Genomic DNA, 26,382 nt, shown 5'->3' on the forward strand with positions numbered 1-26,382 from the left:
CAAATTCAGATGATAAGTACACCACTCAAGGTTAAACGGTGATGAGACGATCGGCTGTCTGTTGATGGTATTCTCAAGTCGCCAAACTAATAGAAGTATTACCATGAGATACAAGCAGTAGATCGAAGGTCAAAGATACCAGATAGAGGCCTACTTACGCGAGGGTTTCAGTTACTGAGAAATTGGAAAACGCTAAAAAAAGAGTCATAGCGACTACCAGTCGCGAAGCCAGCCGGAACAGAGTCATGGGTAATCATTACCTGCCTGAAGTCGCGCAGATCAAGGCGAGTGTGCAATTATTCCAAATCGCGTTGGTATAGAGTGCCGCACCGCCATCGTGAACAACAAGAATCGGTTTGGCGATTGGGAAGACGATACCGTTTTAGGTAAGCAAGGAACAGGCGCGATTGACAGCCTTGTTGAGTGAAAAAGTAGGTTGTATCTGATACGAAAAGCGCAGCTAACGTCGCAAAGGCTAGAGTTGGTGTGTTGTGGAAATACCGAAGCCATTTTTTACAATCACAGCGGATAACTGACTACTTATCGAAGTCAACCATTTTCAAACAAAAAGTTCTGCTAACTGCGCGTGAATGCTGCTACTTTTTAACTGATGTTTGCTACCTTGCTCAAATAAAAATATTGCTTACCATGATATACAGGTGTCCTTCATCGAAGGCACTAACGGACTAAACGTAGCATTGTTAAAATTCGAGGGCGTAGAGCATTATCTACTAGGTCGCTCAATGCGCCTCAACGGCAACGAATTCTATGACATTAAAATGGTAGCCGAGAAGTTGAAAATAGATATTTACTCCGCAACCCCTTATTCATCGTGGGCACGTGGATTAAATGAAAACTTCAATGGCCTGCTGCGTCAATACATACGAAAAGGCACCAATTTGCAGACAATAACAGATAAGCAGATTGCTGAGGTTGAAAAGGCATTGAATGCACGACCGAGAAAGTGTCTCGGTTTTAAGCAATCCATTGCAGTGTTCAACGAATTACGTAAGGTTGCTTGATTTAGGGAGTAGTGCAATTCGGAGTTTATTTCGTGTAAAGTAAATCAATCTTTCTTTCAGAAAAACAGAAAAAAGGCTCTTAACAAGAGCCTCGTAATATTTTTCGAAAACGTTTCTGGTGTTTTACGCCATTATTCTTTTTCTAATAGTGAAGAAAAGAGCGAATAGTGACAGCAGTGCGACTGATGGTGCATTTACCGCGTTTGCCGAGTTCAAGTTGCCGCTTGAAGTTGATAAACAAACGGAATTAGAGTCACATAATTCTACATTGCTAAAAACTACTTCAGAACCCGATGGCATTGCGTCGTTATCAAGGATAAAGACAAACTTCGAAAACGTGCCGGTGAAATAATCACCAACGGCAATTGCGTAATCTACTACACCATCACCTGCAGTGTAACCACCGATCTGGTTAGCGCCTGTAGTGTCGCTTCCACCCAATTGAAACAAAGTTTGTGCTGTAACAAAATTGTCGTTATCAAGCCCAATACCAAAAAATTCAGGATTTAAGCCAGTACCTTCTATTGAGAAGTGAAGAATAGTATCGGCAGCAATTTCAAATGAATCAGAAATGGAAACCCACAAGTTCCCTGCTAATGCGAGTTCATTACCATTAGTTACAAAAGAACCGCTTACCATCTGATTACTAAACCCTTGGGGCGAGTAATCATCAAAGTTTATGAACGAAGCAAAAGATGAAAATGGTAACACCATCATCAAAAAAGCTAATGACCTATACATCGTTTTCATTAAAATCCTCTCTTAAGCCTAAAACTTGCGTTGCTATAAATTAATGTTATTGATTACTATCTTTTATTCACAAATCATGCCAATAGATATGCTGTTGATTTTATGTGGTTATTTTTTTCGTTGCATATTGATTGTAAAAAAAACCGACAACGTCAATGTTAGTCTGAAGCTACCTTTTTGTTTTACAAATTGTCGCGACTTTTTGCATACCTGCGAAGAACTTAGCGCTAAAAAACGCTATTCTAAATCAAATAGACGTTGCAATTGAAAAATGATGTCACAACCACAGTCTGGCCATTGAAACTTTTCAATTTGTTCAATGCACAGGTATCATTTGGTTGTAATAATAATACGTTTAGATATCTTCTTAGGGCGAATAATACTCATCTAATGAGTAAAATGACTCCAAAATTTATATTTATAATTGATAAAGGTTGTAGGTCTACAGAGCAAGCAAGTTTTTAATTGATATTGATAAAAAACTTTTAATAACCATGTTTGCAATAAGGTTTTTAAATAGTTTTTATTGTTGATGCCGCTCTAACGGGCGCGGATTTTGCTTGAAACTGTTCTATCTGATTGTGCGAATGATTACACAAAGAAATTAGCTACTTTAAAAGTCATAGTCACATGAATACGAATGAGTTTTGTGCGTTAAATCGACAGCGTGCGTTGTCAAAAAATAGCATTAAGGATTAAGGATGAAAGCAATTATTGAAGGTGGTAAAACACCTGTTGGGACAGTGGTGGTAAGTGGGGCGAAGAACTCTGCAACCCGTTTATTAGCTGCAGCCTGTATTTCGGATGGAGAAGTTGTTTTAAATAATTTCCCTACTGAACTTGTTGATGCTAGACATAAAATTCGATTTTTAGAAAACGTTGGTGCCGACATAGTTGTTGACGAAGTAAAAGAGTCGTTGACTATCAATTCTTCAAGTATCCGTTGTACCGAATTAGATACATACGACTACCCCATTCGAACCACATACTTGCTTGTCGCAAGTCAGATAAAAAATAGTGGTGAGGCACTCATCCCTTATCCAGGTGGTTGTAAAATAGGTAGCCGAGGTTACGACTTACACATGATGGTGTGGCGCGATTTAGGTGCTGAAGTTACTGAGGAGCCAGATTTTATTCGAGTTAAAGCGAGTAAATTTAAAGGTGGAACTATTAAATTTCCTATTTCAACCGTGGGTGGTACAGAGAACGCATTGATTTGCGCATGTATCGCAGAAGGGAAAACTGAAATAGTTAATGCCTATATAACCCCTGAAATTGAAGATTTGATAGACTTTCTCACCCGAATGGGCGCTCACATTGAGGTGACCGGTAATAGTCACATTACAGTTGTGGGGGCATCTGGAAGATTAAAAGGTGTTATCAAGTCAGTAATGTACGATCGAATTGAAGCATTGACTTGGTTAGTTTATGCGGTAATGAGTGGCGGTACTTTACATATAAAAAATGTGCCATTCGATTCGATGCAAGTTCCGCTGTTGCACTTAAAAGAAGCGGGAATCGACTTTTTAAGTAACAGTAGCAGTATATACTATTCACCTGATTGCTTGATAAACGGGCAAGTGCAGCCATTTGAGCTCGCTTGTGGTGCACACCCGGGAATAATCTCGGATATGCAGTCTTTTTATACGCTACTGGGGATTATTGCAAAAGGCGATTCGCGCATTTTTGATTACAGGTATCCCAAACGCATTGCTTATGCTAACGAGTTGCAGAAGTTAATAAGTACGCCCGTAGTCGAAGCTGAAGAAGGCAAAATAACTACTCGCGGCCCTGGTAAATTTAAGGCGGGAGAGGTTACTTCAACTGACCTACGTGGCAGTATGGCATTGGTTATGGCTGCGCTATGTGCTGAAGGCAAGACAGTAGTTCACGACGTGGAAATGGCGCTGCGAGGTTACAACAAGCTTGATAAAAAGTTAGCTGGTTTAGGCATAAACATTGAAGTGGTTGATGAATAATGCTGAAGGGGTTAGTAGAAAGGCTTCTTGAAACTATTCCCCTTGCTTGCAGGCAAAATTTGCCTGCAAGCGAGTTCAGTTACTGGAAAATAGGGGGGCCAGTTAAATTATTTGTTGAACCGAATGACATACATGAGCTGGCGCTTGCTATAAAGCTGTGCAATGCACAGTCTGATGTTCCATTTTTGGTAGTCGGAGATGGTTCGAATCTTCTTTTCGATTCTTCTGGTTTCGATGGGGTAGTTATAAAAATTGGAAATAACCTTTCTAGTTTAAAAATTGACGGTACTAGCGTAGTTTGTGAAGCTGGCATTTGGGTACCAGAGCTTACTTATAGGTTATCATCCTATGGCCTTTCGGGAATAGAGCATATATGCGGCATTCCAGGACGCCTTGGCGGATTGATATACATGAACGGAGGCAGCAATAGGCGCTCAATTTTAGAAAACACTGTCTCAATTGAGCTTATTAACAAGCGTGGCGAAATTGAAAAAGTGTTCATAGAAGATCTAGAGTTTGCTTACCGTACCTCGCCTTTTCAAGAAGCCAATGACGATCGCATAGTTGCGCGAGTAGAGTTAAAACTTAAGAAAAGTGAGCGCAAGCTAGTCCGAAAACAAATAAAAACAATTCTTTCTTCCCGAAGAAAAAAATTTCCTCGCAAACTACCAAACTGCGGCTCTGTGTTTTTATCAGATCCAGCGATGTACGATATTATCGGTCCACCAGGCTTTGCGATAGAAAAAGTAGGGTTAAAGGGCAGAGTGCGAGGAAACGCACAAATATCGCCTATACACGCAAACTTTATTGTGAATAACGGGGGGGCTAGCAGTGATGATGTACTTTATTTGATAGCCTTAGCGCGACGAGAAGTTTATCAAAGCACGAATTTCTTAATGGATTGTGAAGTTAGATACGTCTACCCAAATGGCGGCTTAGTGCAGGCGCATCTTAAGGCTGATAGTTCTTATTCTTCAGATAAGTATTGCAGTTGACAATTCATAATTCTTTTCTTCGGAAGCTTTTAAAGCAAATTTAAGTAGGTTGTTTAGTGTCCCAATTTTTGAAACTACCAGTAGCTAAGCTGTTATATTGTTTTTTGTTACTCTATTTTTCGTATTATTTCAGCATAATTGATTTTTTAACGGGGCAGGGAGGTAAAAATACTTTAGAACAAGCTGCTTCTGGAAATTTAGTTAAACAGTTACTTGGCGTTATAGTTTTGGGAACTTGTGGCATTTGCTTCTTGTATCTACCACGGGTTAATGTTTTTGAATTTTATAATAGAAACAAATTGCTAGTATGCTTTTTAGCCTTTTGCATTTTGTCTGTTTTTTGGTCTGTTGCGCCGTTCGTTTCATTTAGAAGGTTTATTGCCTTTGTAACACTAATATTGGCAAGCTACGTGTTGGTGAAATCGTTTACAGCTGAATCATTACTAAACTTCCTATTAAATACAATATTTTGGATCACGTTACTTGGAATTGTTTATACCATAGTTAATGGGAAGGGCTTTTCATTCGGTTTCTCATCTAGAGGTTACGGATTGTCTGGCATCTTTCTTGATAAAAATGCTGCGGCCCGATTTTACGGTTATGGTATTGTGTTGCAACTAGCTCTTTCTAGATATAGAAAAAAAAATGATATCTTCATACTATGCACTTTAACGTTAGCCATATTGCTTTCTCAGTCTGCTTCTGCCTTTGCAATGACAGTTATTGGTTCGAGTTTGGTGATAGGACTCCAATTATTTAAAGGTCGAAATCCTAGTCAGTCACTTTCGCGGTTTGTTATTTTTTTATTTATAACATCAATCGCTTCAACTGTTCTTTATTTTTCTTACGAATACGCGCTTAGTCTAATGGGAAGAGACCCAGGATTGACCAACAGAACAATTATATGGGAATTACTACTGCCTTTTAGTGAAAAGAGATCGCTCTTGGGTTATGGCTTTGGCGCATTTTGGGCGAGTTCAGAGGCTGTCGCGTTTTCTGAAAGGTGGGGATTCATAGGAAATGCGCACAGTGGTTATTTCGAAGCGTTGTTAAATCTAGGCCAAGCAGGACTGTGTTTAAAGATTATTTTTCTAATGAACTATATAGCTATATCAATTTCAAATTATGTGAGAGGAGGTAAATTTGCTCTCTTTACTTTATCTGTCGTAATAATTCAGGCGATATCTAATTATGCGGGATTTGTAATTTTTAATCACAACAGTATGGATATGGTTATATTCACCCTAGCATATTTTATTGCAATAAATGAATACCATGGTCTGAGAAGTACTATCAAGAAATAACACTATCTATAAAATTGACTACGAACTTTTATTGTCACTGCTTTACTTCAGTTGTCTAATTTTTTTCAAGGTATATATCAAAGGAGTCTTGATCGCATGAACAGTAGAAAGCTTTATTATTATATTCAAAAGCAAATTCTTTAAGTTTTTGTTTTCCATCAGTGAGCGCTTAATAAACGTATTCGCATCTTCTAGATTGTCGTTCATATATAGGCGAAGTGACGTAAGGAAACAAAAGTCGGATACCTTTCTACTTGGCTTTCTTAAAAGGCCGGCTTGTATTCCATAAACGTCTAACAAATCTTTTCCGCCTGCTTCTCTCATTTCATAGCACTGGACTGCAAATGCCATTAAAACCTTTTGTAGATAGAGCTTTTCATGATTGGTTGCTATACCATCATTTTTAAACAAACCTCTTTCATACAAATTTTCTGGAATGACGAAAAATTTACCTGTTTTTATTAGTCTTAACCAGAGGTCTTTGTCTTGAGCAAATTTGAAAAAGTGTCTGTATCCACCAACATTGCTATAGGCTGATTTTCTATACATAACCTCACCGTGCCCAATAGGCGTAGGTTTATAGGTTAGATCCGACTCTGGTACATCTCCGGTAGTAAGTGCAAATAGCTTTCGCTTACCTTCTCCTTTGTTATCTATTTCGACATCGGTGTAATGACATGAGACTAAACTATAATCTTGGTTTTTATCTAAAAATTCCGATTGTGTGCGAATTCGGTTAGGTAAAGATATATCACCTGCACCGTGAATAGCTATGTAATCTCCGCGAGCATTATCGATAGCTTTTCTCATAGCTCCGACAAACCCTGTGTTATCTTGGTGAATAATTGTTAGCTTTTCGCACTTTAATTTCTCTAGCTCTTCTCTAACTTTATTATCTGGGCTTCCATCATTTACTACAATGACTTCAAAATCACTAAAGTCTTGAGCTAATAAAGAACCAATTGATTCAGAAATCCTATCTGCTCGATTGTATTGTGCAACACATATTGAAACTTTTATTGAACTACCCAAGACTATTTTCCTTTAGCCAAAAAATAATATAACTATTCTGTTTTAGTTTTTGACCAATTTCAAGTAAACAAGATAGTTACAGAAGTAAATGAGGATAATTCATTGCGATGTGTAAAGCCTTTGTGTTTATTTTGTGAAAATATCGGGCTGTATAAAATAATTAGCAATAAATAGTATTAAATTGTGATACGGTTAACTGTCAGTTAGAAATGTTGTTAATATTTAAATTGTCATAAAAGTAATATTAGTTGTTACTAGTGTTGTAAGATTCATTAAGAGGGAATAGCTTTGAACGATCAATTCATGGTATCGGTTATAATACCTGCTTATAACGCGTCGGCCACAATTACTAGAGCTTTAGACTCCGTCAAGGCTCAGACTCTTCAGCCTAGTGAAGTAATAATTGTTAATGATGGATCTTCAGACAATACTTCTGCCGTTATACAAAACTATATAAAGTCTACTGCACTCAATATTATTTTAATTGAGACTAAGAATGGAGGCCCCTCGAAAGCTAGAAATATTGCTATTGGAAGGGCCAAAGGTAATTGGCTGGCTTTTTTAGACGCTGACGATATTTGGAATAATAGTGACAAACTGTTACTTCAAAGCAGATTGGTAGAGAAATATCCAGATACGGTTTTAGTCGATACATTTTCAGAAGTTTACTGGAACGACACCAAAACAAATATTAATGACACTGTAAAAAATGATAATGCGTTTGAGTTACTACTTACTAAGAACATAATCAATGCGACCTCTTCCGTTTTGTCAAGGGCTGATTCGGTTAGGCTTGCTGGAGGCTTTAACACTGAAATAAAATTCGGTGAAGACAGGTTACTCTGGGCAAAACTTGCTCTGCAAGGAAGATTTCGAACCGTCGAAAAGTTGTGCGTTTTTAAAGAAAACCACGATGCTAACTTAACCTCTAATGGTATGAGAAACTTAAAATATAGGGAGATGTTAGTTGAAGAATTATTGAACTTGAAAGTTTTCTCTAAGAAAGAAACTAAAACTATTTGGCTCTTAAACTTCGAAGAATTTTTGAAGAAGGCTCTTAAAAGTGGGTGCTTCAATTTATACAACCTGATAGCGTCGAGTACTTTAAAAAAGTCAGGGAGTAAATTTATAATGTCAAAGTACTTTTTATTTTGGCTTCCCTCTTTAGTCCTTTCTGTATTTACTAATAAATAGAAATATAATGACTGCTAATAATCGGATACTTCACTTATTTTGGGTCTTTTTTGAAAAATTCGGGCTTGTACTTCTTTCGGTTTTTTCATTTTTAATTTACGCAAAGTTTCTCTCACCTGAACAAATGGGAATCGGAATACTTTTGTTGGCTGCAGTAGAATTCTTTGCAATGTTTGTAATAGCTCTAGTAGATAACTCTATAATTAGACTAAATAAAATTACTACTCAACAAGACGGTTGTATCTTCTGGGGACTTTTGTTAGTTAGCCTTATCATATCTTCTCTCATCTATTTAGGTTATTTACTTTACTTCAATGATAACCGAATTCTGTTAGTAGGTTTCTTGGCAGTTTGTTCACTGCCGTTTCAAATTTCAGTTCGATTGCATATTGTTCATATGAGACTTAAACGACAATTTAAAAAGCTAGCACAGCGTACAATTTTTGGAAAAATTCTGGGGATGTTAGCGGGAATTTATTTAGCTGTTGGTGGTTACGGTGATTTTTCAATTGTTGTCCAAACATTAGTTATGGCAATAAGTTCTGCGCTTATGATTTTTGTACTTGAGCCAAGAAGGTTACCTTTTGATTTTGATAAAAAGTTTATTTACGAGCAATTGTTAGTAGGGGTCCCTTCTTCTATTAAAGCGATAAATGTCACGTTATTTATGAAAGGTTTAGTCGTATTAATTGAGACGACATTAGGAACTGCTGCTGTCGGGTTTTATAACTTTGCATCTCGACTAGTCGAACTGCCGAGAACTGCCCTGACGTCTGCTTTGATGGGATACGCTAACCCTGTTTTCTCAAAAAGGAGAAATGAAGGAAAGTCTATAAATACTCTATTCATAGACTCAACACGCTTCAGTATATTACTAATCATGCCCTTTTTTGTTGGGATGAGTGTAATGTCAGAGTCAATAATTGAGCTTTTATTTTCAGATAAATGGGCTCCTTCTTCATTACTGTTGCAAGGCATAGCGGCTGTTACTTCTTTAAATCTTTTTTTTCTTTTTTTACCTAGCACATTAGTGGCGTTAGGGAAAACTAAGCTAGGCTTAAAGGGACAAATATTTTCAAGTGCTATAGGATTGCTTTTTACTGCTCTTACCGTTTATGAATACGGGTTAATTGCGATTATATTTGGCTTAATAGTACGGACGATTTCTAGTAATATCGTAAACTTTTATGTTCTGAAGAAAGTTTTAGATATCACTTTCTTTGAATTTATTAAATGCTTTACAACTCCAATAACCGGTGCAATCTCAATAGTCGTGTCAATAGCTATCTCTCGAGAAATTTTAGTTGTGCACTCTCTTCTTTTAGAAACTACAATTGAAGTTATCATAGGTATGTTGGCCTACTTGCTTTCAGTTTTTTTAATGAATAAAAAAGTTGTCAAAGAGTTTAAAATTTTCCTTAATTCATAAAGCTAGATTAAATATTGCTCAATATGATCCTTTTGAAGTTAATCTTGTGATTTGCCTATAATAAGGTTTCCATCATTGTCAAACTCTGAAAAGTTTAAGACATGGTAATTATATGGAACAGCTATTGATATAAAAGGCTCTGTTGTAACGCTGCTTGTAATTTCTTCAAGCATTTTACTTTCTTCTTGGGGGGCAAAAAAGTCGGTTATGTTCGCGTTGTATACCGAGTCTTCTACAATCGTATTATACATTAAATTGTATAGATACACTGACTCTCCGTATTTACCGGGGTCATTTATACTAAACCCCATGTTGTGCCAGTGTTTATTATGGATTAGAACGTTATTTTGTGCATGTACCCAAAAGCTTGAATCACCCGCGAAGCTCGCGTGGGCGATACCATTTGAGTTAGTCAGTACAAAGTTGTTAAAGATATTAACTATTCCTGCTGGCCTACTAAAAAGCCCGCCCAATTTGAAAGCAGCCCATGATTTCTGACGCTGATCACCCAGATTATGTATGTAGTTGTTAAAAATATAGCTTGGTCCTAGCATATTAGGAGTAGCGCTTACACCACAGTATGCTTGTTCTATTTCGTTGTTGTAAAACAGTACATTGCTTTGACCTCCATCTAACTCAATTATGTCGTCATTCGCATACGCTAGGTAGTTATTATAAATTGCTGAATCTCTTATAAACCCTCCCCATGATCTGCCATTTAATCGACTCTCAATAACATCATTGAACCTATGTTCATCCGTCCCGTAAAACCGATTGTTTCTTATAATGTATTGACCTTGCAGACTTTCATCGTAACTATTGGCTAATATAAGCATTGCAGCTGGACCTTTAGGATGCCCGAAACCCCAATGGTTTGCTTTGGGGGCTGGCGAATGAATTGTGCATTCCTCTACAACAACAATACCTGTTCTGACTAATGTCATGCCGCCGTCATAGTTGATAGGTGTGTTTGTGCCGACTTCATAAGCAATGCCGTTTTTATAATAGCTTTCGCCTCGCCCCCACTGCGATACGTTACACCCTTTAAACCATAAATGGCTTGCATCTCTGCTAAATATTCCATGTCGGCGCCCACCTTTAACAACAATATTTTCGAACATGATGTAACTATTATTCCCAATATTAATTGCATAATCGTCGTATTCACCAGCGACTATGGGCGTATTTTCATCACCAATAATTTTCGCCCATCCACCCTCTTTACCTTGTATGTCGAGGGAGGTGATATCTAGCATTCCACCATTATAAATATCACTTAATCTGTAAACCAAATTTGGGTCTACGGGTGGAGTTTCTGCACGTGTAGCAAATTCAAAAGTTAAAATCTTTGAGGGCAAGCCTGACGACGTCACAGTAATTTCAACATCGTATTGTGTGTTAGCTTCTAGGTGAACCAAACTTCCAGATAGCGCTTGTCTGACTGGTTCCCAATAGAGGTGCAGGCCTTCTTTCCACTGGTTATCTTCAACTTTTTTGAAACGCACTTTAGTTGTATTTTCTTTATCTTGGTCAAACAGTGTAATGCTTGCAGAATGAATCAACGGGACGATTCTATGTGTTTCTCCCGATGCAGTGGGTGGCACTATGTCGGAAGGTGATATGCCAGAGCGGATTGCTGCAAGTGTTACAGCGTCTTCGTCAATTGAATCATCAAGCTTTAAATTCTCTACTATTTGCATTCTTTTTTTGGGGAAAAGTCGTAGCGCTAACTCTATAAAGTCAGCTGCTTTCTGTGGTTGCTCTGCGCTTAAAGAGGATACAGCTTCGACAACCGTCGATTTTTTCGCTTCGTATAGTATACGAGCTGTTTCAAAAATATTTTCTTTGAACAAAGGGGCTGACAGGACGTCATTTTTCACCAATAGACCGATTGAGCTAACAGTCTCATCCAAGTTGTTAGTGTTTCGCATTATTTTATTAACTTCTGGATTGTTACTGTAAGTGTTTGAATGGCTTTTTGCTCCGTTAATAGAGCAAGCGGTTAAGGACATTGTTAAGAATAAAGTAACTGAAAATAGGTAAAAGCTATTTGGGAACATGCGCATGAGAAAACCCTTTCTCTTGTGATGAGATAGTTATTTAACTTTAGCTCAAAAAAAGCTTACATGCCTACTTGGTTGTACTGGGAAAATCGCACATGTGCTTAAGCTATTGACTTACCTTGTTTTAAAAATCTACAAAAAAATCAATCTAATGCGAGACCTAATCTTACTATAATTTAGAATTGATACTTAAAGGTTTTTATATCTGCTTTTTGTCGCTGCGCTGTCACTTTTTTTACGGTTTATGAAACGATAAAACTTTTATATTTTTCCGCTGATACTGAAGCGGTGAATCGCTTTACGCTCTCTATCAATTCAATGTTACCTACCTTAGTTTCATTTTTGATTAATTCGTTTTCTATAGCGGTAGAAAGTACTTTGACATTTTCATACTCAATCAAAGGCGCAACCTGACCATCTTGCAAAATCTCACGCGCTCCATGAGGGCAATCAAAAGCAACAACCTGTGTACCCACCGACATCGCCTCTACAATCGCATTGGGGCTACCTTCAAATCTTGAAGACAGTACATACAGGTCGGCAGCTTTCATTTCGGCTATAATATTGTCTGAATACCCAGGCAAAGAGACGTTATCGGTTAAACCCAAGTCGTTCACTTGTTGTTCTAATTCTTCGCGTAACTCACCTTCGCCAAATATTATCAGTCGACTAGGTATATTATTTTGAACGTCGGAAAACGCATTTAGCAGCATATCAAAACCTTTCTGATAGCTTAGCCTTCCTACCGCTATAACCGTGGGTATGCTTTTATCGATTAACCACGGGTGCTTTGGAGGTTGCTGTGCGGCCAATTCGGTCTCTTTCGTTATTACAGGGTTTGGGGCCGTCACAACGTCTTTTGCACGAACCACAGTGGTATCTATTAAGTCTTGTGCTACACCTTTTGAAACCGCAATCACTGGGTTAGGCAACAGGCGATAAATATAGGGCGCTAGGAAATATGTTGCCTTCATTACCTTGTCAGAGTTTACTTTTTTATCCAATGAAAAAGCATTTCTTTCGCTTACGCTTAATTTTTTAAGCCAGCCTAATGAAGCACATGTTATAGCGGTAATAACATTTATGTGTGTTAACGCCGCTAATATACCATCTGGCTGGCAGCGCTTTAACGCAGAACGAAGCGGGCCAAATGCATTTAGCGTTCTTTCACAACGCAATTCAATTAAGTTAACCTCTTCGCTAAGGTATGGCTTATTACTTCCGCCCTCAGTGATCAGTATCATATCTACATGGTCACCGTCTTCTATCATTTGGTTAGCTAACCTAACCATCATTTTTTCTGCACCACCGCCTCTAAGGTCATGAAGAACTATACATATTTTTGCCATGACTTATCCAAATTGTGCAATGTAAGCGTTTGCAACGTTTTTATATGAAAAGTGTTTTACTCTGTCGCTAATTTGTTTCGATTTAAGCGAACTATAATTGCATAGCGCATGCGCTAGAGCATCTGTGTCTAACGCTTTTACTAAAACGCCAGTTTCGTCAGACGTAATAAGTTCGCTAGGGCCTGTTGGGCAGTCAAAAGCAATTACTGGGGTATTTAAAGACATCGCCTCAACTAACACGGTGGGCATGCCTTCATGCCTTGAAGATAATACAAAGGCTTCGGCGCGCTTTATTATGGAATAAGGGTTGGTTGTAAAACCCGTAAAGTGAACTACCTCGTTAATACCTAAACTAGCAGCTTGTTTCTTCAATGCGTCAAGGTCTTCACCTGCTCCCACTATTACCAATTCCGGCAACGTGGCATCTTTCAAGTGTGCTTTAGAATAGGCTTCTAAAAGAAGGTCAAAACCTTTTTGTTCTACCAGCCGCCCTACGCCACAAAAATACCTTTCGGGCAGGGGGCTTTGTGGGCTTTCATTAGATAATTCCGCGATGCTCGGTTGAAGTACGGCATTAGGAATAAAGCTCACTTTATTCTTACCAAAAACAACAGCGTCTTTAATTTGCTGTTTAAGACTTTCTGATACGGCGATAATTTTTCCATTAGAAAGGCCGTACAAAGAATACAGCGCCTTAATGGCCCATGGAGCTAGTTTTTGGTCACTAACGTCAAATGCACAGTGCCTGGTATAGATAACTTTTAACTTTGGAAAACGCAATTTACATAAGAATGCTAAAATATTAGCCGTTTCTGTTGCAGCAATAATGACGTTGATTTCCTTTCGCTTTATTAAGCTGTAAAGGTAGCTCAGTTTCTGTTTAAAACCGTTATTGCTGTCTGCCGCGAATGCTGTAAAAGAATCTTGTAGTTGACTAAAGCCTTCTTTGCTCTCTCCAGTTACATCGTGTACGTAAAAAATAGAGGTAACACCCTCATCACCCAATGCTTGAGATAGGTTCTTATGTACTCGCTCTACACCACCTCCAGTGGTAAAGAACTTATGGATAAACAGTACTTTGTATTTTTCCATGGCTACAGCTATGCCTGTTGTTTCATTCTGTGCTTCCAAGCACAATAAATAGAATGGGGATTGGTTGTGATATAGCGCCACAAAAACTTGCGAGGCTCGGTTAAAGCACGATGTAACCACTCAAACCCTATTCGCTGCATAAATTCAGGGGCTCGTTTATAGTCGCCGGTAATATAGTTGTAGCAACCGCCACAAGTAATAATAACTGCAACGTTCAGTTTATTCTTGTTTCTTACCACAAACTCCTGCTCTTTGGGTTTGCCTAAACCAACCCACAGTACATCTACGTTTGCAGCGTTAATTGCTGCAATAACATCTGCTTCGTTACTTTTGTCGAAATAGCCATGGTGGGTGCCAGCAATGTGAAAGTTTGAATAACGCTGTTTTAGAATACCTGCGCACTTTTCAACAATGCTTTGCTGGCCACCTAAAAGGTAATGTCTTATATTTTCTGATGAGAGTTGAGGAATATCGTGTATTGTATCTGTCGTCGCCGTGCGTTCTGGAATTGGTTTGTCAGTAAACCACTTTGAAAACGCTACAACACTTTGTCCATCGGCATGAATAATGTCGGCGCTTTCCAGTAACCGCATAAATACAGGATCGCTATTAGCAATTGAAATACCTTGGCCATTTGAGTCAAATATTGTTAACGGTGATGGCTTTTCGTCGCCAAGTGTATCGCTTTTAACACGCTCTACGATTAAATCAACTAACTGTTTTCTGCTTAGGCAAGCCGTTTTTAGTCCGCCCACGTTCGTAAAAACAACTTCTTCCATTTTCATTGCTTTCGGCACCTGCTGTACTTATTTTCCGTTTTTGGGATGTTATTCGCTAAGAATGACAATTTTGTGATTTTATCAGATTACTCTGGTTTTATACATTTATCGTGCCATGCAAAAGACACTTGCTTTAACAAACACTGCCTTGCACGGGAGGTAGGTCTTATTATATTTCTTCCTCCAACAATAAATGTATAAGCCTAGTGATGCAATGATGTATCTTTTGGAAAAGGCTGTTAAATTATAAGTTAGGAAGTTTCCTGCTCTTTCAGTGTGTTTTTATTTATAATGGCTAGGCAAATTCATCTAATGGCTGGTAAGTGAATAAGTTTCGGCGAAGTATTAATGTTTGGGTACGGATTATAGTTGTCTCTGTGCTAGCCATAGTTTGCTCTAGAATTTTAGCAGACGGTGAGCTTGTGTTTTCCGAGTTGCTGTATCAGCGAATTGATGAGGTTTACGGCAGCAAAGCGAAAGAACGAGTTGCAAGCTGGCAAAGAGTATTAAACAGCGCAAAACAGCTGGATGAAGATGAAAAGCTTTATGAAATAAATCGCTTTTTTAACGAACTCCCCTTCGTTGACGATAGTCAGCATTGGAACAAATCTGATTACTGGGCAACACCGGTTGAATTTTTAGCGTCTAACGGTGGCGATTGTGAAGATTTCACCATTGCTAAATATTTTAGCTTAAGGGCACTAGGAGTACCCGAAGAAAAAATGCGGTTTATGTATGTAAATGCGCTTAGGTTAAATCAAGCGCACATGGTTTTGGCTTACTTTCCTAAACCCAATGCTGTGCCTATTGTATTAGACAACATTAACCCGCGTATATTACCAGCCTCCCAACGGCGCGATCTTGTACCCATTTACAGCTTCAACGGTGATGGTCTTTGGCTTGCTAAAGCTCAAGGACGAGGAAAACAAATAAAAAATAGCCCAAACCATAGTTTATGGGAAGACCTGACCACTCGAATGGAAACGGGCTTTTAAAATTTAGGATTGAGAATGTCTTTAAGTCGACAATTTGGTTTAGGTTTTTTATCAGTACTAGTATTGGTGTTTTTAGGTACAGTTTGGATAAATGTAAATAGCACGCGCTCGTATATAAGCGATCAATTGTCATCTCATGCTCAAGACACGGCGACATCTTTAGGTTTGTCTATCTCACCGTACGTTGGTATGGAGGGTGGGCTGCCGGTAGTTGATACCATGGTTAATGCTATTTTCGACCGTGGTTATTATGAGAGTATCGAACTCCAAGATTTAGATGGCAATTCATTGCTTAAAAAGGTTAATCCTCCGAAGCCTGAGGTGGTTCCTGAATGGTTTATGCAACTATTTCCTATTTCTCCACCAATAACTAAAACAGAGATTAATTCGGGCTGGGTAATGGCTGGCGAATTAACAGTTAAGAGCCATCCTGGTCTTGGCTATGCACAGTTATGGAGCAATGCGAAACGCACTTTTGTACTAACACTGGTGCTTTTCGTAATAGGAACTTTGTTGCTCGCCATTTTACTTAAACTTATCACAAACCCATTAAAGGTTGTGATAAGAGCTGCCGAACGTATAGCTAATCGCGACTTTAATCCTATTGAGTATGAGCCGAAAACGAAAGAACTAGGCTTACTGGTTAAGGCATTTAACAAAATGGCGGGTGTTCTTTCAAAGCAATACAATGAGTTGACGGCCCAGGCGCAAGCCTATTACAAGAAGGCCTATCTTGACCCGCTGACTCAATTAGGAAATAAACAAGCCTTAGATAATAAGTTGGCACGCATTTTCACTAAAACAGAAGACGAGCCAGCAGCGGGCTTTTTAGTTCTTGTTAGGCTTTCAAGTTTAGCGCATGTTAACGAGTTGGAAGGGGCAGCTATTGCTGACGAGTACATTAAAAATGTGAGCAAAATTTTGCTCACTGCTACTCAGCGGAAAGGTGAGTTGTTTAGATCTCGCGGTGCCGACTTCGCAATTTTGTTGGAAGATATGAGTGATGAAGATTGTCTGAGTGTACTCGAAGGCTTATCGGAGCAATTTAAGGCAAATAACTCAGACATGTTTAAAAACGGATATGCCCACATGGGAGTAGCACATTTTGGCGCTGATACTCAAAAGGCCCTGTTGCTGGAACAAGCTGATTCTGCATTAACCTCTGCTTCTACTTTTCCCAATGGGTGGCAGTTAGCGAGTAATATTACAGTTCAACAAAGCCACCAAAGCTGGCGTGAGCAACTTAAACGTATCATTAACGAAGACGCGATTGATATTCTTCTTCAACCTGTAAAGAATTTTGACAATGATACTCTTGTGTCCGAATGTTTAGCCCGATTTATAGATAGTACTGGTGAGAATTACCTGCCAATGGCTCAGTTAATACCAGAATCTGAAAAGCTATTAGTATCAGGAGAGCTCGATAAGGCAATACTAAGAAAAATTGTTTCTCTGTTAAGTAAATCACCAGAGAGTAGCGAGTATAAGAGTATTTCTATAAATATATCAACGGCTTCACTTAGTAGTCTGGACAATGTAGATGAGCTTGTTGATATCTTGAAACAGGTAAGAGGCAAATCTAAAAATGTGATAGTAGAGATTCACGAGCACTCACTTCACCGATGCTTTAAAAATTGTGTATTTTTTGCAAATAAACTGCGAGAGATAGATTGTAAAATAACGATAGAGCGCTTTGGTAGTTCGATATCAGCCTTTGCTCACATAAGACAGATTCGACCAGATTATATAAAATTAGATGGAAGTTTCACTCGTCATATCAATTCAGTGGAAGAAAATCAGTTCTTTGTCAGTAGCTTAGTGAGTATTGCTCATGGTCTCAATATTGAAGTGATAGCTGAGTTAGTGGAAGATAAAGATGAGGCGCGATGCTTGCATGGTTTATTCGTGGATTATGTTCAAGGGTACTATTTTGGAAAGCCTGAAGTGTGGTCTTGAATCGAGAGGTTTAGGCACAGTTAGCCTTTAAGACACTATATTTTAACCTGTTAACAGCGTAAACTGATTGTATTAGTATTATGTCATAAATTTTGGAGTTGCCATGCGCAGAATTATTTGGGTTTGTTCTCTTGTTTGTTCTTCATTGATGTTCGCAAGCATGGCTCAATCTCAGGAAACCGGACAGCAAGATTTAAGAGCATCGGTAGTATTAATTGATGCCGCGAGCTCACCGGGATACAAAGTTATTCAAGAAATCGAAAAGTTAATGGACGGGGGCGTCGAGGGAAGCGAAGCCACAAAGACTTCGTTAGCCGCACTTGCTGCAAGTGAAAGTGAGACGCTAACTACTTCGCAAAAAGAGATGCTTTCGACTTACACGGAAGCCAGTTATGCTTTTTTTAATGCTTTGATTGGCGGTTCTGAAATATTCGAAGCTACTTTCGCTTCAATCGAAGAACTACCAGCGAATGCTGGTGATGTTGTTACAGTTGCGGTTACCTTCTTTCCAGAGCAAGCCAATGAAATTTTAGCTGCAGCTGTTTTAACAGGTGAGATTACGCAGGAAGATGCCATTGCGCTAGCCTTGCTTGCCGGAGCTAACCCTGAAGACGTAAGTACTGAAACTGCGGCAGGCGGAGACATTACAGCCGTTCCTGCTCCACTAGGCGCTGGTGTTGGCGCTGGTGGCGCTGGTGGTGGTGATACTACGGCCTCTACTAACTAATAGTAAAACACCCCGCGCATGCGGGGTTTGTTTTTTATCGAGTTCATCTGGCATTATTACTCAATTTTATTAGTATTTCTCCTCTATACTCGCACTATTGGAACTTAACTTGAGTACACATCATCACTTCGTCGCAGCGGAGCGAATAATCTTCTATAGTTTCTTAGTTTTTCTGTTTTGGCTTCCATTGCCACTTGGGTCCAATCGCCCTTGGGCGTGGTCTTTAATGGAAATTTATAGTTTCTTTATGCTCGTTAGTTTGATTTGGATTCATAAAGAAACTGTTTTAGAGCGGTTAAAGCCTTTTAGAATACCAATAATACTGTTTAGTATTTTCGTAGTATGGGTATGGGTACAGCAACTAGCACTTCCCGTATCAGTAATAGAACTAGTGTCACCCAATAGTTATGCACTATTTAAGTCTGCAGAAGTTGGTTATGGCATGACCATATCAGTGGATTCAACACAAACTAAAACCAGTTTACTGAAGTCTGCCAGTTACCTATGCGTTTTTATTAGCTGTTTGTTATTAATAACAACGCCCAGTAGAGCGAAACAAGTCATGCTGTGTTTTTTACTGGCTGGAGTTTGGCAGGCTACCTATGGCAGCTTTGAAGCATTGTCAGGTTTATCTAGAAGCTTGGTATTTGACTTGCCAGTGAAGAACATCGCCACTGGGACATTTGTCTATCGCAATCATTACGCAAATTTTTTAGTGCTTTGCTTGTCGATGAGTGTGGGTTATCTAGTTAGTACTTTGGAAACGCGAAGCCTGCCAACGAACAGAGCCAGGCTTCGCAGTATTTTGACTACACTTTTAAATGGTAAAGCATTAGTGAGGGTATGCCTTGCTATTATGGTTATAGCTTTGGTTATGTCTCGTTCTCGTATGGGAAATAGCTCTTTTTTCATTGCTATGACGATCACTGGTTTGCTTGGACTTTATTTAATTAAAAACAAGACCAGAGGCCTAACGTTTTTAATTATCAGTATGTTTGTTATCGATATTTTTATATTAAGCGCCTGGTTTGGTTTGGATAAAGTTCAAGAAAGGTTAGTGGCTACCAGTTTAGAGCAGGAAAGCCGTGACGAAGTAGTGAGAGATGCATTGCCATTACTCGGTGACTTTGCTGTAACGGGCTCAGGTATGGGCAGTTTTTACGGCATATTTCCCAGTTACCAAAGCGAGAATATTCGGCTTTTTTACGACCATGCCCACAACGACTATTTGCAATTTGCGATAGAGGCAGGGATACCTGCTTCTGCACTGTTATTTGCCCTTGTCGCTATGTGCCTATATTTTGCAATACGAGCCATGCGGGTGCGCGCAGATTCGATAATGAGGGGCGTCGCTTTTGGGTGCACTATGGCTATTTTGAGCGCAGCAATTCATATGACCGTGGATTTTCCACTTCAGGCGCCAGCAAATGCGACTTACTTTACTACGATATTAGCACTGTCATTGCTTTGTACTAAGGTAAAAAGAGAAAGTCGAAGACGAAGGTCTAAACGTCACAATGCCGAGGGACATCTATGGCTTTAAAATTCAAAGGGCGAATAGAGGACGATCCAGTAATAAGGAACTTGCTAAATGCAATGCCCGATGACGTAAAAAAATCTTTTACAGAAAAGCAACTGACTTACTTAAAAACAGCCGTTGCTTCACGACAATGGGGAAGTCACCCAGTAGATTTACGAGGAACGGTGAAGGGCTTAAAACACCGTTACTATTATGTATTCTTGGCGGGAAAGAACAAGCGAGAGCTTAGTAGAAGAGAAGAAAGAATGTCACAGTTGGTGCAGGCAGGAATTTTATCGTTATTTTTAACGCTGTCTGTGCTGATAGGGCTTTTGGTTTTATATGTACTTAAATCAGCGCTAGGCATCAACTTGTTTGAAGGTTTCTCTCTGGGGTTGTGGGATTGGATCAACACTTAGCTAGTCTAAGCACATATCCATTGTTTTCTTTAGTAAGCCATCTACAGATTATTCGTCTCTGTTCATATTTCTCAATGAGAGATAGTGCTTTATCTCGTGATTGCGGTGAAAGTATTGCATTGTAAATTCGATGTTTTATAGTTTGCTTATATTGAGTGTATAAAGGGTGTCGTGCTTGATATGCAGCAAGCCCTAATTCTGTAAACAGCAAATGCACCTCTGGCTGGCTTTTTCCGAACTTATCAGCTTGTGATAAATAAAACTTAAAGTTTTCGTCGAACTCACCATTTCTCCACTTTAAAACAGCCATATTGGCCCACGTAACTGGCCAACTTGGTCGATTTTGTATAGATAGCTTGTAAAGCTGCATGGCCTTTTTAGTAACGTTAACGGGGTCTGATTCTAGCTTTTGGTACAATCCCCACTGGTAAATATCGGCCAATACGTCTAGGTACAGCGGGTTGTTATTAGAAAGCTCAACTGCTTTTTGTGCAGTTTCTTTTGCAAGAATATAGTCACCTTGACTATTGATCTTCTCACTTTCTCTCCACTGCGTTAACAGATTGTTTGCTTTGTAGTAGTGCAACGCTGCACGCAATTGGTTGAATGACGCGTTAATGTATGAAAATAAGACTAGAGTTACCATAGCAATAACTAAGTATTTAGTTACTTTAGCTTTTTGGTTCATTGAAACCATTTGCTAGCGATTCTCCAAGGTGTGGTAACAAATAAGGTTTTAGATAGCTGCTCACCAAAGCTCTGCGATACCACGTTATAGGCTTTATCCATTTCCACTGGGCGGCGTTTTAAACTGTGAGCGTCAGATGCTATGATATCTACCAAGTTGTCCTCAAGCATTTTAAACCCCGTCTGCATTGCTGCATCTGAAAAGGTTCCTGTTAGTACACCTGCAGTTAATTGGAAAAGAACCCCTTTACCTTTTAGCCATAATGCTTTGTTGTAATCTGCAATGATGTCTCTGTTACGTTCAGGGTGAGCAATCATAGGTTGAACGTTGTTGCGTAGAAACCAACCGATAAGGCGATCAGTCCCGGCTGGGATATGACTGTGCGGAAGTTCTAAAAGAACAACGTCTTTGCCGTTCCATTCGCCTATATAAGGAAGGGTTTTATTTGCAAACATTGGTAGAAGTTCTGGTGATATACGACATTCTGCAGCGTAGTGAGATTTAAGCGGAATGTTATGCTCAATAAGTGCGGCGGAGAAGTCTGCGTGCACGTTTGCGATGGTGCTCAAGTCGTTGTCGAAATAACCACTATGTATATGTGGTGTACACACAATATGGGTTACACCCTTGTCTACGGCATCTTCAGCTAGAGCGATTGAAGCCGCCATATCGGCGGCTCCATCATCAATACCTGGAAGTAAATGACAGTGTAAATCGATCAAGTTTTTGATTGCTCCTCAGGGGTATCGGATTGATAGCCGTAACGGTCGTAAAACCCTACATAATCATAAGACTTCGACGCTTTTTTCATATCAACTTGGTTCAGTACGACGCCATCAACTCTTTTACCAGCTTGCATGAACCGCGTTAAACCACTGTTTATGAGTTTATCGCTTGTGCTATCGGCTTTCACAACATAAAGAAGTGTATCACAACAGTTAGAGACAACCATTGCGTCACTTACAGCCTGTGTAGGCGCAGTATCAATAATAATATGATCGTAGGTAGCTCTAAACTCAGATATAAGGTCCCTGAAGCGGTGCGAAGCAAGCAGCTCTTGAGGGGTAGGGGGAATGGTACCCGAACAAATAATATCTATTCCAGAGTTAACGTCATTAACCAAACATTCGTCTAGCGTATGTGTACCCGAAATAAGGTTGGCTAGGCCTGGTTGAAAACCAGGGAACCCAAATTGCTTCGCAATTGTGGGACGGCGAAGGTCTGCTTCAATTAAAAGAACTTTACCTAACTGCCCCATAGCAAAAGCTAGATTTATAGAAACGGTAGTTTTACCTTCTTTTGGTTCACTAGACGTAACCATGAACACTTTTTGAGAGCTATCTAAATGAAGCAGTTGTAAACTTGTTCTTAAAGTCCTTATTGCCTCACTAAACGAGTGATGCTTGTTGTCAAAAAACTGTCGAAGAGGAAGATCTTCTTTACGTTTGTGCTTCTGCCAAGGAATTAAGCCTAGCATGCGTTGACCTAGCTTTTTCTCTACATCTTCTACAGAGCGAATGCCGCGATTCAATGCTTCAAGAGCTAGTGCCAAGAAAACTCCCATTCCAAGACTAACAACGAATGCAGCTGCTATGATTAAGCCTTTTTTAGGTTTGGCTGGAATCGTCGGGGCTAGTGCTTCATCCAATATTCTAGCATTCGCAGTTTCAAAACCACCTACCTCGCTAGTTTCCTTTAAACGAGTGAAGAATGAGTTATATAGTTGCTGATTAATATCAACTTCACGTTGCAGTTTTCGGCGCTCTGATTCAAGAGTTGTTAATCTTCTATAATCTTGCTTCGACGAATTTACTGTTTGGCGAAGGCCCTCAACTCGCGACTGTAGCTGTTGGTATTCGCTGGTTATTCCCGAAATAAGAGCTTGAATTTGTTTGTTTAAGCTCTTTTGAACAGAATTTAGTTCAGCTGTAGCAGAAATCATACGCTGGTGCTTTGGTCCGTAGACTTTACTCAACTCTGAAACTTTACTTTCAGCTTCAAGCTCAGCGCGTTTTACGGATTGGATAGAAGGGTGGTTCAATACTTCAGGTAGTTTTGCCAGCTCTTCTACATCGCCTTGGTAACGTCTAACTTGTTCGTAGATAATAGCGCTTTGCTTTAATCTGCTTTCTGCTGCCACAAGCTCGCTGTTAAGGTCTTGAAGCTCTTCACTGGCCAAGCCTACAACGCCATCTAAATCTACAACTTGATTTTCTTCATAAAAGTTAGTCAAAGCACTTTCTGAAGCAACGAGCTTTTCGCGAAGTCCCAGTAAGCTATCGTTTAGCCACGTCGTAGCTTTCGATGTCATTGCAAACTTAGATTCAAGATAATTTTCTATATATGTCTCCGCAAAAGCGTTTGCAATCGTTGCAGCCAGTTTCGGAGATTCACTTTCAAAAGTAATTTTTACTACTTGCGTGTTTTTTACTGGCGAAATAGTTAAAGCCATAACCACTTTGTCAGTAACTGCTTTGCGCTTTGCAAATAAAAGTTCTTCTTCTGTGCGATCAACTTTAGGTGTCTGAGGCAAAAAGGGTAGAGCTTCTTTGATAGTAGATTTTATATCTTTAATAAAAGATGAGATGCCGTTTGACTCTTCCTGGTTGTAAAGAGGGTGCTCGACGAGGTTTAACTTGTCGACTACCTTTTCAGCTATTTGTCGTGACTTAAGTATTTCGTACTGTGTTTCAAAATACTCTTTACGGTTCGAGTTTAAGCCGTAGATTTCTTCTATCGACACGACTTTTGCTTCTTCTGCTTCTATTAGCAAAGAAGACGAAGCACGGTAAACCGGGGTCATAGACATAACGACCATAGCTACCAATATCGTCACGATAAAGGCTAAGCTGATTATCCGCCATTGATAACGTCTAATCGTCTGCCAGTATTGGCCAAAATCAATAGTATCTTCCCCAAACAGAGAAGCTTCTAGTTGTTCAGTTCCTTTGGGTGCCATGGGTACTTCCGAAGTGGTAAATTAAAAGAAGCTTTGTTCAATAGTTACAATGTCGCCTGGTAATACGATACCAGACCGGTCTACTGAAATAGTGGTTGAGGATCCTTCTGTATCTCGAACGATAAATATTTTAGTTTTTGACGCGCGTTCAGTGTAACCGCCTGCAAGCGCCGCTGCCTTATCTATAGTCAAGCCAGGCTGGTAAGGGTAACCGCCAGGCTTTTTGACTTCGCCATTTATAAAAAACGGTCGATAATCCGTAATTGAGACCGAAACAGAGGGTTCTACTAAATAGTCGCCTTTAAGGCCATTGTATATGTAGGACTCTAATTCAGGTAGGGTTAGGCCAACTAGCTTTATCTCACCAAGGTATGGGTAGTTTATGATTCCCACATCCGATAATCGAGTTTCTAACGAAAGATCATCCTGACCATAAACGGTAATTTTCACTACATCACCTGAACCTAGTCGATATTGATCTAAACTATTTGATTGCGCTAACACAGAGGCCGCAAAAAAGCTTATAAACAAAGCGCACAATACTACAAATCGTTGCATCTTTTTGTGTCCGAATTAAAGAGTTACTTTGACGGTAAAGCTTACTAAGTCTCTATCGTAGTCAATGATATCACGGTTACTGCTACGCGTGTCTTTCACGTAGTCAAGATTTAACTGCATCCAACGACGAAATTGATAGGAGAGGCCTGCGCCAATTCTAATTGTATCGTCACTTCTTGTAGTTACGCCTTCTTCACCCTCATAGCGGTCTTGATCAAAAGAGGTCGTTAAGCGGGTGGTAAGCCTTTCTAACCAATCATGAGACCAAGTAGCACGATAGGTTCTACTTTTAATGAAGTTGCCTTCACCGTTGGTTTCGTTGGTATTACTAAACGTTGTTAAATCTAGCTTAGTATACGAAACAGGCTGCCACACAACACCGACTTGCCAATCGACACCGTTAAAAGTATCTCTACCCGGAGCATCAAAGTCTTTAGCACGATAACCCAATTTAGCGTAGCCTGAAGTTTGAGCAGTAGACTCCCAATTCACACCTAGTAACAATAAATCTTCAGTACTATCTAGCGGGTTTTCTGGGTTTAAAGCAAAGTCATAATCCACATTTTTGTGCGTATAATCTAAAGTTACTTCCGTTAACGGGGCAACTTCGTATCTAAGCGTTCCTCCGAACGTGGTTGTATCTCTATCCCTAGCACGATACACATCGCTTTCGATATCATAATCTAGTGTTTGATAATCAAAAATAAAGTCTAGGCCGAATTGGGAAGTTAGTGCCCCATACGAATATATGGCCTCAAGCCCGGAACTTTTATATTGGTCAGGTTCGTCAAGTGTACTCCCGTTACCGATAGAAAAACGTGTTCCTCGGTCATCGTGACCATCTTCCCAATTAGCTTCGGCCTGTAAACGATTTCTTGAATTGAATTCATGGTCAATTCTGGCATTCAAAAAATGGTCGGTGTAGTTGTCTATCTGACTCGAAAAATAATCCTTACTTTCTAATCTATATCCAATCTGTACCTGATTTGCACCATAATTGTTCAGTAAAATAGCTTCTGGTGAAATTGTATGGAACCAACTGTTAATCTCATTTGAGCTAGAACGTGTTACGTTATCATCGTGTCCAAATTTATATTGGAGAGAGGGAACTAAGTCAAATGACCCCAACTCAACACTTGCGGCTTCTTGGGCTACAGCGTTGGTCGCTGCCAACATTGTAGGCAGCATAAGAGCTAGATACGTTTTACGCATTCAGTTTTCCTTACTGAGTTAATAATGCTGTAGTGTTCGGATAAAAGTTACTCTTTAGCTTAAACCGAAAAACAAGTCGTAAATTCAGTGATATAAACTTCATCACTGTAATAGCACTACAGTGCAAAAGAGGCATGCGTTCTATGTATGCCATTAGTATGCCAGAATAGTAGATAAATATGATGTCATTATGACAACACCTAAGTCAAAGAAATTAACAACGAACAGAATAGTTTCTAAGTCGCTTCTATATGTATATATAAATAGTACTATATATACCATCGCCTTTATAGAGAAACACTCAAAAGGTAATATTTGGTCTTGACCTTTCTTTTTAGTATAAAATGCCGCAAGATCTGCA

Annotated in this window: 21 protein-coding genes and 2 pseudogenes; 12 read left to right on the top strand and 11 right to left on the bottom strand. The window is 39.4% G+C overall.

Annotated elements, in window-relative coordinates:
* Positions 1–121 precede the first annotated feature (121 nt).
* Positions 122–424: pseudogene (locus tag E5672_RS20115) on the top strand (IS30 family transposase); the annotation flags it as partial.
* A gap of 328 nt (positions 425–752) precedes the next feature.
* Positions 753–1,022, top strand: a pseudogene (locus E5672_RS03740) (IS30 family transposase); the annotation flags it as partial.
* Positions 1,023–1,145: 123 nt separating this feature from the next.
* Here the strand turns inward: E5672_RS03740 and E5672_RS03745 are convergent.
* Positions 1,146–1,772, bottom strand: coding sequence for a hypothetical protein (locus tag E5672_RS03745; RefSeq protein ID WP_136780961.1), 627 nt, complete (start codon positions 1,770–1,772; stop codon positions 1,146–1,148).
* A 701-nt stretch (positions 1,773–2,473) separates the two neighbouring features.
* Here E5672_RS03745 and E5672_RS03750 point away from each other — a divergent pair.
* The 3 genes from E5672_RS03750 to E5672_RS03760 are packed head-to-tail and all read left to right on the top strand — an operon-like array spanning position 2,474 to position 6,050.
* Positions 2,474–3,751 (top strand): UDP-N-acetylglucosamine 1-carboxyvinyltransferase, encoded by a 1,278-nt coding sequence (locus E5672_RS03750; RefSeq protein ID WP_136780962.1) that lies wholly within the window; start codon positions 2,474–2,476, stop codon positions 3,749–3,751.
* Positions 3,751–4,746 (top strand): UDP-N-acetylmuramate dehydrogenase, encoded by a 996-nt coding sequence (murB, locus tag E5672_RS03755; RefSeq protein WP_136780963.1) that lies wholly within the window; start codon positions 3,751–3,753, stop codon positions 4,744–4,746. Before E5672_RS03750 ends, murB begins: the two co-directional genes overlap by 1 nt.
* 56 nt (positions 4,747–4,802) lie before the next feature.
* Positions 4,803–6,050, top strand: coding sequence for an O-antigen ligase family protein (locus tag E5672_RS03760; protein ID WP_136780964.1), 1,248 nt, complete (start codon positions 4,803–4,805; stop codon positions 6,048–6,050).
* Positions 6,051–6,092: 42 nt separating this feature from the next.
* Here E5672_RS03760 and E5672_RS03765 read toward each other — a convergent pair whose 3' ends face one another.
* On the bottom strand, positions 6,093–7,082 hold the full coding sequence (locus tag E5672_RS03765; protein WP_161569373.1) for a glycosyltransferase family 2 protein: 990 nt from the start codon (positions 7,080–7,082) through the stop codon (positions 6,093–6,095).
* 288 nt (positions 7,083–7,370) lie between these two features.
* On the opposite strand from E5672_RS03765, the gene E5672_RS03770 reads away from it, so the two are divergent.
* Positions 7,371–8,276, top strand: coding sequence for a glycosyltransferase family 2 protein (locus E5672_RS03770; RefSeq protein WP_136780966.1), 906 nt, complete (start codon positions 7,371–7,373; stop codon positions 8,274–8,276).
* A 7-nt stretch (positions 8,277–8,283) separates the two neighbouring features.
* Positions 8,284–9,705: an oligosaccharide flippase family protein gene (locus tag E5672_RS03775; RefSeq protein ID WP_136780967.1), complete on the top strand. Its 1,422-nt coding sequence runs from the start codon at positions 8,284–8,286 to the stop codon at positions 9,703–9,705.
* Between the two features lie 38 nt (positions 9,706–9,743).
* Here the strand turns inward: E5672_RS03775 and E5672_RS03780 are convergent, their stop codons facing one another.
* The 4 genes from E5672_RS03780 to E5672_RS03795 form a co-directional block, all read right to left on the bottom strand.
* Entirely contained in the window at positions 9,744–11,636 is a 1,893-nt protein-coding gene (locus E5672_RS03780; protein ID WP_136780968.1) for a hypothetical protein, read from the bottom strand.
* A 374-nt stretch (positions 11,637–12,010) separates the two neighbouring features.
* Positions 12,011–13,117 carry a glycosyltransferase gene (locus tag E5672_RS03785; RefSeq protein ID WP_136780969.1) on the bottom strand — a complete coding sequence of 369 codons (1,107 nt, stop codon included), beginning with the start codon at positions 13,115–13,117 and terminating at the stop codon, positions 12,011–12,013.
* A 3-nt stretch (positions 13,118–13,120) separates the two neighbouring features.
* On the bottom strand, positions 13,121–14,209 hold the full coding sequence (locus E5672_RS03790; RefSeq protein WP_136780970.1) for a glycosyltransferase: 1,089 nt from the start codon (positions 14,207–14,209) through the stop codon (positions 13,121–13,123).
* Between the two features lie 8 nt (positions 14,210–14,217).
* Positions 14,218–14,994, bottom strand: a complete 777-nt coding sequence (locus E5672_RS03795) for a WecB/TagA/CpsF family glycosyltransferase (RefSeq protein ID WP_136780971.1) — start codon at positions 14,992–14,994, stop codon at positions 14,218–14,220.
* Positions 14,995–15,410: 416 nt separating this feature from the next.
* Here E5672_RS03795 and E5672_RS03800 point away from each other — a divergent pair, with 416 nt between their 5' ends.
* From E5672_RS03800 to E5672_RS03820, 5 genes are all read left to right on the top strand, one after another.
* A complete protein-coding gene (locus E5672_RS03800; protein WP_240692150.1) occupies positions 15,411–15,983 on the top strand; it encodes a transglutaminase-like cysteine peptidase in 573 nt (190 codons plus the stop codon).
* Between the two features lie 15 nt (positions 15,984–15,998).
* Positions 15,999–17,939 (top strand): bifunctional diguanylate cyclase/phosphodiesterase, encoded by a 1,941-nt coding sequence (locus tag E5672_RS03805; protein WP_136780972.1) that lies wholly within the window; start codon positions 15,999–16,001, stop codon positions 17,937–17,939.
* 103 nt (positions 17,940–18,042) lie between these two features.
* A complete protein-coding gene (locus E5672_RS03810; RefSeq protein ID WP_136780973.1) occupies positions 18,043–18,666 on the top strand; it encodes a hypothetical protein in 624 nt (207 codons plus the stop codon).
* Between the two features lie 226 nt (positions 18,667–18,892).
* Positions 18,893–20,209 (top strand): O-antigen ligase family protein, encoded by a 1,317-nt coding sequence (locus tag E5672_RS03815; protein WP_136780974.1) that lies wholly within the window; start codon positions 18,893–18,895, stop codon positions 20,207–20,209.
* On the top strand, positions 20,200–20,604 hold the full coding sequence (locus E5672_RS03820) for a 3-phosphoshikimate 1-carboxyvinyltransferase (RefSeq protein ID WP_110287814.1): 405 nt from the start codon (positions 20,200–20,202) through the stop codon (positions 20,602–20,604). The genes E5672_RS03815 and E5672_RS03820 overlap by 10 nt, the downstream gene beginning before the upstream one ends.
* Here E5672_RS03820 and E5672_RS03825 read toward each other — a convergent pair.
* The 5 genes from E5672_RS03825 to E5672_RS03845 are packed head-to-tail and all read right to left on the bottom strand — an operon-like array spanning position 20,594 to position 26,021.
* Positions 20,594–21,301, bottom strand: a complete 708-nt coding sequence (locus E5672_RS03825) for a VpsP family polysaccharide biosynthesis protein (RefSeq protein WP_136780975.1) — start codon at positions 21,299–21,301, stop codon at positions 20,594–20,596. The genes E5672_RS03820 and E5672_RS03825 overlap by 11 nt on opposite strands.
* The gene (locus E5672_RS03830) at positions 21,289–22,014 is read right to left on the bottom strand and encodes a tyrosine-protein phosphatase (protein ID WP_136780976.1); all 726 of its coding nucleotides are present in this window, start codon (positions 22,012–22,014) and stop codon (positions 21,289–21,291) included. The genes E5672_RS03825 and E5672_RS03830 overlap by 13 nt, the downstream gene beginning before the upstream one ends.
* Positions 22,011–24,251 (bottom strand): GumC family protein, encoded by a 2,241-nt coding sequence (locus E5672_RS03835; protein ID WP_136780977.1) that lies wholly within the window; start codon positions 24,249–24,251, stop codon positions 22,011–22,013. The genes E5672_RS03830 and E5672_RS03835 overlap by 4 nt, the downstream gene beginning before the upstream one ends.
* A gap of 21 nt (positions 24,252–24,272) precedes the next feature.
* Positions 24,273–24,809: a polysaccharide biosynthesis/export family protein gene (locus E5672_RS03840; protein ID WP_136780978.1), complete on the bottom strand. Its 537-nt coding sequence runs from the start codon at positions 24,807–24,809 to the stop codon at positions 24,273–24,275.
* Between the two features lie 15 nt (positions 24,810–24,824).
* The gene (locus E5672_RS03845) at positions 24,825–26,021 is read right to left on the bottom strand and encodes an outer membrane beta-barrel protein (RefSeq protein ID WP_136780979.1); all 1,197 of its coding nucleotides are present in this window, start codon (positions 26,019–26,021) and stop codon (positions 24,825–24,827) included.
* Positions 26,022–26,382 lie beyond the last annotated feature (361 nt).

Origin of the sequence: Alteromonas portus, assembly GCF_005117025.1 — a bacterium.
In the GTDB taxonomy this organism is placed as follows: domain Bacteria; phylum Pseudomonadota; class Gammaproteobacteria; order Enterobacterales; family Alteromonadaceae; genus Alteromonas; species Alteromonas portus.

Bases quoted from the DNA above. Each gene is read 5' to 3' on its own strand.
- E5672_RS03790 (WP_136780970.1), bottom strand. From the start codon at position 14,209: ATGGAAAAATACAAAGTACTGTTTATCCATAAGTTCTTTACCACTGGA.
- E5672_RS03780 (WP_136780968.1), bottom strand. From the start codon at position 11,636: ATGCGAAACACTAACAACTTGGATGAGACTGTTAGCTCAATCGGTCTA.
- murB (WP_136780963.1), top strand. From the start codon at position 3,751: ATGCTGAAGGGGTTAGTAGAAAGGCTTCTTGAAACTATTCCCCTTGCT.
- E5672_RS03825 (WP_136780975.1), bottom strand. From the start codon at position 21,301: ATGGTTTCAATGAACCAAAAAGCTAAAGTAACTAAATACTTAGTTATT.
- E5672_RS03810 (WP_136780973.1), top strand. From the start codon at position 18,043: ATGCGCAGAATTATTTGGGTTTGTTCTCTTGTTTGTTCTTCATTGATG.
- E5672_RS03745 (WP_136780961.1), bottom strand. From the start codon at position 1,772: ATGAAAACGATGTATAGGTCATTAGCTTTTTTGATGATGGTGTTACCA.
- E5672_RS03795 (WP_136780971.1), bottom strand. From the start codon at position 14,994: ATGAAAATGGAAGAAGTTGTTTTTACGAACGTGGGCGGACTAAAAACG.
- E5672_RS03750 (WP_136780962.1), top strand. From the start codon at position 2,474: ATGAAAGCAATTATTGAAGGTGGTAAAACACCTGTTGGGACAGTGGTG.
- E5672_RS03820 (WP_110287814.1), top strand. From the start codon at position 20,200: ATGGCTTTAAAATTCAAAGGGCGAATAGAGGACGATCCAGTAATAAGG.
- E5672_RS03835 (WP_136780977.1), bottom strand. From the start codon at position 24,251: ATGGCACCCAAAGGAACTGAACAACTAGAAGCTTCTCTGTTTGGGGAA.
- E5672_RS03815 (WP_136780974.1), top strand. From the start codon at position 18,893: ATGGAAATTTATAGTTTCTTTATGCTCGTTAGTTTGATTTGGATTCAT.
- E5672_RS03785 (WP_136780969.1), bottom strand. From the start codon at position 13,117: ATGGCAAAAATATGTATAGTTCTTCATGACCTTAGAGGCGGTGGTGCA.
- E5672_RS03775 (WP_136780967.1), top strand. From the start codon at position 8,284: ATGACTGCTAATAATCGGATACTTCACTTATTTTGGGTCTTTTTTGAA.
- E5672_RS03805 (WP_136780972.1), top strand. From the start codon at position 15,999: ATGTCTTTAAGTCGACAATTTGGTTTAGGTTTTTTATCAGTACTAGTA.
- E5672_RS03840 (WP_136780978.1), bottom strand. From the start codon at position 24,809: ATGCAACGATTTGTAGTATTGTGCGCTTTGTTTATAAGCTTTTTTGCG.
- E5672_RS03845 (WP_136780979.1), bottom strand. From the start codon at position 26,021: ATGCGTAAAACGTATCTAGCTCTTATGCTGCCTACAATGTTGGCAGCG.